This window comes from Variovorax sp. 01T439_2, assembly GCF_056398445.1.
On record NZ_JBFTPJ010000314.1, the window covers coordinates 1 to 5,873 of the forward strand.

At 68.8% G+C, this 5,873-nt stretch carries 6 protein-coding genes; 3 read left to right on the top strand and 3 right to left on the bottom strand.

Translation table 11 applies throughout. The features are described 5' to 3' along the window. A partial coding sequence (locus AC1DOC_RS16150; protein ID WP_478130079.1) for a glutamate--cysteine ligase occupies nucleotides 1–233 on the top strand: 233 nt, incomplete at its 5' end. A gap of 174 nt (nucleotides 234–407) precedes the next feature. After that, nucleotides 408–2,279 carry a potassium transporter Kup gene (locus AC1DOC_RS16155; RefSeq protein WP_026283919.1) on the top strand — a complete coding sequence of 624 codons (1,872 nt, stop codon included), beginning with the start codon at nucleotides 408–410 and terminating at the stop codon, nucleotides 2,277–2,279. 45 nt (nucleotides 2,280–2,324) lie between these two features. Here the strand turns inward: AC1DOC_RS16155 and AC1DOC_RS16160 are convergent, their stop codons facing one another. From AC1DOC_RS16160 to AC1DOC_RS16170, 3 genes are read right to left on the bottom strand one after another with little or no spacing between them, the layout of a single operon-like run. Further along, nucleotides 2,325–3,092, bottom strand: a complete 768-nt coding sequence (locus AC1DOC_RS16160; RefSeq protein ID WP_478079720.1) for a GntR family transcriptional regulator — start codon at nucleotides 3,090–3,092, stop codon at nucleotides 2,325–2,327. A 57-nt stretch (nucleotides 3,093–3,149) separates the two neighbouring features. Beyond that, a complete protein-coding gene (locus AC1DOC_RS16165; RefSeq protein ID WP_436299357.1) occupies nucleotides 3,150–4,073 on the bottom strand; it encodes a polysaccharide deacetylase family protein in 924 nt (307 codons plus the stop codon). Nucleotides 4,074–4,083: 10 nt separating this feature from the next. Next, nucleotides 4,084–4,524 carry a nuclear transport factor 2 family protein gene (locus AC1DOC_RS16170; RefSeq protein WP_478079719.1) on the bottom strand — a complete coding sequence of 147 codons (441 nt, stop codon included), beginning with the start codon at nucleotides 4,522–4,524 and terminating at the stop codon, nucleotides 4,084–4,086. A 171-nt stretch (nucleotides 4,525–4,695) separates the two neighbouring features. Between AC1DOC_RS16170 and AC1DOC_RS16175 the strand changes: the two genes are divergently transcribed. Further along, the coding region (locus AC1DOC_RS16175; protein ID WP_478130080.1) for a benzoate/H(+) symporter BenE family transporter at nucleotides 4,696–5,873 on the top strand (1,178 nt) is incomplete at its 3' end.

The following is a 5,873-nucleotide window of genomic DNA, read 5'->3' on the forward strand; positions in this document are numbered from 1 at the left end:
GCTTCTACCGCGTGCATGCCGAGCGTGCGCCCGACGAGAACCTCAAGCTCCCGGGCGCGAGCTTCGTGCCGCTGGCGTTCTCCGAAAGCGCGCACCTGCCGCAGCCCGGCGCCAAGCCCGGCGCGAGCGCCCCGAACCGCTTCTACATGTATGGCGTGGTGGGCCGCCTGGCCATGGTGGCCGCGAGCTACGAGATGGAAGCCACCGATCCGGACGCCGAAATCTACGAATGATTTTCCGGGGCGGCTTGCGCGGGCCCCGGTCGGCGGCAAAATAGCGGCCCCACAGCAAAGGAAACAAAAGGGCGGAGGGGTGCGCGCGGCGGCTGGAAATTCCACCGCGGCAGCATCTCGGTGCGTGTGACGTCTGGTTACGCGCGGGCAGCCTCCCTTTTTCCCATCGACTTCGTGTCACCTCCCAAATCCACTTCCGCCGCCGCCTTGATCATCGGCGCCATCGGTGTCGTCTATGGCGACATCGGCACCAGCGTGCTGTATGCAGTCAAGGAAGTGTTCGGCCACGGCCACCTGCCGTTCACTGTCGAAAACGTCTACGGCATCCTGTCGATGTTCTTCTGGACGCTCACCGTCATCGTGTCGATCAAGTACGTGGTGCTGGTGCTGCGCGCCGACAACGAAGGCGAGGGCGGCCTGGTCGCCATGCTGGCGCTGGCCTCGCGCGCGGTGGCCGACAAGCCCAGGCTGCGCCACGTGCTGCTGCTGGTGGGCATCTTCGGCACCTCGCTCTTCTATGGCGACGGCGTCATCACGCCGGCCATCTCGGTGCTTTCGGCGGTCGAGGGCCTCGAAGTGGTGTCGCCCCACTTCAAGCACTATGTGCTGCCGGTCACGCTGGTGGTGCTGTTCGGCCTCTTCGTGGTGCAAAAGCGCGGCACGGCGGGCATCGGCAAGTTCTTCGGGCCCATCACGCTCGCGTGGTTCCTGGCCATTGCGGTGCTCGGCGTGTCGCAGATCCTGCACCACCCTGAAATCCTCAAGTCTCTGAACCCCTGGTTCGCGCTGAAGTTCATGTGGGACAACCCGGGCACCAGCTTCATCCTGCTGGGCGCCACGGTGCTGTGCGTGACGGGCGCCGAGGCGCTCTACGCCGACCTGGGCCACTTCGGCAAGCGGCCGATCCGCGTGGCCTGGTTCACGGTCGTGATGCCGGCGCTCACGCTCAACTACTTCGGCCAGGGCGCGCTGCTGCTGGCGAACCCCGAGGCCGTGAAGAACCCCTTCTTCATGATGGCGCCCGAATGGGCGCTCGTTCCGCTGGTGCTGCTGGCCACGGCGGCCACCGTCATCGCGTCGCAGGCGCTCATCACGGGTGCCTTCAGCGTCACGCGCCAGGTCATCCAGCTGGGCTACCTGCCGCGCCTGAACATCGAGCACACGAGCGTGCGCACGGCGGGGCAGATCTACATTCCGCTGGTCAACTGGGGGCTGTTCGTGGCCATCGTGCTGGCGGTGGTCATGTTCCGCTCGTCGAGCAGCCTGGCCGCGGCCTATGGCATCGCCGTGACCACCGACATGCTGATCACCACGATCCTGACCTTCTTCGTGATCCGCTACGCCTGGAAGCTGCCGCTGGCGCTGTGCATTGCATCGACCGCGATGTTCTTCGTGGTCGACTTCCTGTTCTTCGCCTCGAACCTGCTCAAGCTGTTCGAGGGCGGCTGGTTCCCGCTGGTGATCGGCGGCGCCGTGTTCACGCTGATGATCACCTGGAAGGAAGGCCGCCGGCTGATGGGCGAGGTGCAGCGCGCCGACGCCATCGAGCTGAAGGCCTTTCTCGATTCGGTGTTCGAGAGCCCGCCCGCGCGCGTGGACGGCACCGCGGTGTTCCTCACCGCCGAACCCGGCGTGGTGCCCAATGCGCTGCTGCACAACCTCAAGCACAACAAGGTGCTGCACGAGCAGAACATGTTCGTGACCGTGCGCAACCACGAAGTGCCCTGGATACCGATGGACAAGCGCATCGAGATCGAGGCGCTCGGCCATCACTGCTGGCAGGTCACCGTGCACTACGGCTTCAAGAACGACATCGACCTGCCGCGCGCGCTCGACAACGCGCGCATGCGCGGCTGCCAGCTCGAGCCCATGACGACGAGCTACTTCCTCTCGCGCGACGTCGTCATTCCCACGCTGGGCAGCGGCATGGCGCCGTGGCGCGAGAAGCTGTTCGCGCAGATGCACCACAACGCGAGCGGCGCCGCCGCATTCCTGGGGCTGCCGAACAACGCGGTGGTCGAGCTGGGCTCGAAGATCGAGATCTGATGAGGATGGCGACGGGCCCTGCCGCGGCAGGCCGCCCGCCGCCGCTCAGCCCAGTCCCAGCATCTGGCCCAGGCTGCGCCCGGAAGCGGGCCGGTCGAGCGCGATGTTCTTCTCGAGCACCAGGAGGTGCGCTTCCATCAGGCGCACGGCCTCGTCCGCATCGCCGCGCGCAATGGCATCGACCACGTCCGCATGCTCGCCGTGTTCGCACGATGCATTGCCGGGCGGCTCGTAGAGCGCCACGATCAGCGAGCAGCGCGACATGAGCTCGCTCAGGTAGCGCTCCAGGATCGGGTTGCGCGCGAGCTTCGCCACACGCAGGTGAAAGGTGCTGGCCAGGCGCGCCCACTCGGGCTGCGCATAGCGGTGCATCGCCGCATGCTCCTGCTTCAGGTGGCGCCGCAGCTCGGCGACTTCGGCACGCGTGGCATTGCGCACCGCCATGCGCACCAGCGCGGCCTCGAGCGCGCGGCGCGCCTCGAAGATCTGCCGCGTCTCCTCGGGCGAGGGCATAGCGACGATGGCGCCGCGGTTCGGCCGCAGCTCCACGATGTGGTCGTGCGCGAGCCGCTGCAGCACCTTGCGCACCAGCGCGCGGCTCACGCCGAACAGATCGCAGAGCGACGCCTCCGGCAGCTTGGTGCCGGGCGCGAGGCGCTGGCTGGTCACGCCTTCGAAGACCGAGCGGTAGATGCGTTCCTCGATGTCGCCGTGGTCGTCATTCTTCGCCGCGGCGCCGTCGGTGGGCGGCAGCTTGCGCCGGGTGGATCGCGGCGCGGTGGCGGGCTTGGGCGGCGAAGAAGAACGGGGCATGGCGCAGTCGATGGGGGAACCGGCCCATTATCGAGCGCGTGCGGCGCGTGCCGGGGCTTATGCAAAGTCCGCGGGCCGGTCCGCCGCAAGCCGCTGCATGTGCGATGCGATCGCCCCGGGCGTGGTGAACCAGATGTCGCCGCGGTCGCGCGCGCGGGCCAGGTGCGCGAGCGCGGTGCGCAGGTGGCGCAGCCGATAGGGCTGCCCCACGATGTAGGGATGCAGCGCGAGCCCCATCACCAGCGGCTGCGCGCGCGACTGCTCGCGCATCTCGTCGAAGTTGTCGACCACCATCGCGCTGAAGTCCCTGGCGTCCATGAGTCGGCCCACGATCATCGGAATGTCGTTGAGCTCCTGCGGATAGGGCACCGACCAGATCGAGCCGCCGCCGCGCGTGCGCATGCGCACCGGCTGGTCATCGTGGCACCAGTTGAGCGTGTAGCCGTAGCCGGTCTCGGCCAGCAGGTCGGGCGTGACGGCGCTTTCGGAGATCCATGGCGACAGCCATCCGGCCGGCGCCTGGCCGCTTTCGCGCTGCATGCGCTCGCGGCAGCCCGAGAGCAAGGCGCGTTCGTGCGCCTCGTCCCATGCGCCCTGCCGCTCCGCATTGCTGTGGCCGTGGCCGATCAGCTCGTCGCCGCGCGCCACGCAGGCCTCGACCAGTTCCGGGCAGTGGTCGTAGAGAGCGGTGTTGACAAGCGCGCCCGCCGGCAGCGCCAGTGCATCGAACAGCTCGAGGCAGCGCCAGGCGCCCACGCGGTTGCCGTATTCGCGCCAGCCGTGGTTCAGCACGTCGGGCTGCGGCGAGGCCGGGCCGATGCAGGCGCCCAGCCCGTCGCCGAACGCGAAATGCTCGATGTTGAAGCCGATGTACACGGCCAGCCGCGCGCCGTTCGGCCAGGCGTAGTCGGGCCGCCGCGTGATCGCGCTGTAGCCGAAGCGGCCGTGCGTGGGAAGCCGCTCGGGCCAGCGTGCGGTCATGCGCGCGGCCTCACAGCACCGCCAGCCCGGCGCGCACCAGCAGCCATTCGGCGCTGTCGTTCCACACGTCCATGCGGCTGATGAGGCCGTGGCGCACCACGTAGCGGTCGACATAGCGGTTGCCTTCGAAGGCAGTGCCGTCGGGCCAGGCGCCGTAGAGCGTGCCGAGGCTGTAGACCACGGTTTCCTCGGGCGTGCCGCCGGCCACCACTTCGGTGCGCTCGATCTTCTTCTTCACCCAGGCGTAGCGCTTCGCATTGAAGGCCGAGGTGTCGCCGGGTGTCTGCATCTCGCGGTTGCCGGTGAAGCGGATGCGGATGTCGGGCGCGGTGAAGCGCGACGCCGATTGCGGGTCGGGAATCATCACGAGGCGAAGRAATTCGTCGACCACCTCGGCGGGCGTGGAAGGATGCGGCGATGGGGGGGCATCGGGCGAAGCAGGCGTGTTCATGGGTTCTCCAGCGTGGGGGCCATGGCGGCGCATGGCGGAAAGCACGGCAGTACTGCAGCAATTCTCGTGCCGATTGTCGACGTAACTTAATGGAAATTGTCGACAATCCTTGAGGGCGCCGGCGGAACCGTCGGCTGGGCGGCGCCGCGGCGTCCCCGGCACAATCGCCCGATGCGTTTTTTCAAGGATCTGAGCCTCTCGGCCTTCACTGCGGGCTTCGTCGCGGTGCTCGTGGGCTTCACGAGCTCGGTGGCCATCGTGTTCCAGGCCGCGCAGGCCTTCGGCGCCACGCCCGAGCTTGCGGCCTCGTGGATGTGGGCGCTGGGCATCGGCATGGGCCTGCCGTCCATCGTGCTGTCGCTGTGGTGGCGCAAGCCGGTGATGATCGCCTGGAGCACGCCGGGCGCCGCGGTGCTCGCCGTGGCGGCCGGCAGCTATGGCATGGGCGAGGCGGTCGGCGCCTTCATCGCCTGCGCGGTGCTGGTCGTGCTGGCGGGCGCCACGGGATGGTTCGAGCGCGTGATGAACCGGATCCCGATGGCCATTGCCGCCGCGCTGCTGGCCGGGGTGCTCGCGCGCTTCGGGCTCGACGCCTTCATCGCCGCGAGAACCGCGCTGCCGCTGGTGCTGCTGATGCTCGGCACCTACCTGGTGGCCAGGCGCCTGCTGCCGCGCTATGCGGTGCCGCTCACGCTGCTGGCGGCCGTTGCCTTTGCGGCCGCGCGCGGCGAGATGAGCGTGTCCGCGGTGCAGTTCTCGCTCACCTGGCCGGTGTTCACCATGCCGGTGTTCAGCTGGCAGGCCATCGTGAGCCTGGCGCTGCCGCTCTTCATCGTCACCATGGCCTCGCAGAACCTGCCGGGCGTGGCGACCATCCGCGCCGCAGGCTACGGCGACCTGCCGATCAGCAAGATCATCACGGCAACCGGCCTCGCCACGCTGGTGCTCGCGCCCTTCGGTGCCTTTGCCCTGAACCTGGGCGCGATCACCGCCGCCATCTGCATGGGCCGCGAGGCGCACGAAGACCCGGCGCGCCGATACACGGCCGCGGTGAGCTGCGGCGCGCTCTATGTGGTGATCGCCTTCTTCGGCGCGGCGGTCACCGGGCTGCTCACGGCCTTTCCGAAGGAACTGGTCGCCGCCATTGCCGGCCTGGCGCTGCTGGGCACCATCGGCAGCGGGCTGGCCGCCGCGGTGCGCGACGAGCCGCACCGCGAGGCCGCGGTCATCACCTTCCTGGTGACGCTCTCGGGCGTGGCCATCGCGGGCATCGGCTCGGCCTTCTGGGGCGTGGTGGCGGGCGCGCTCGCACTCGCGGTGCAGCAGGCCGGGCGCACAAAGGCCTCCGC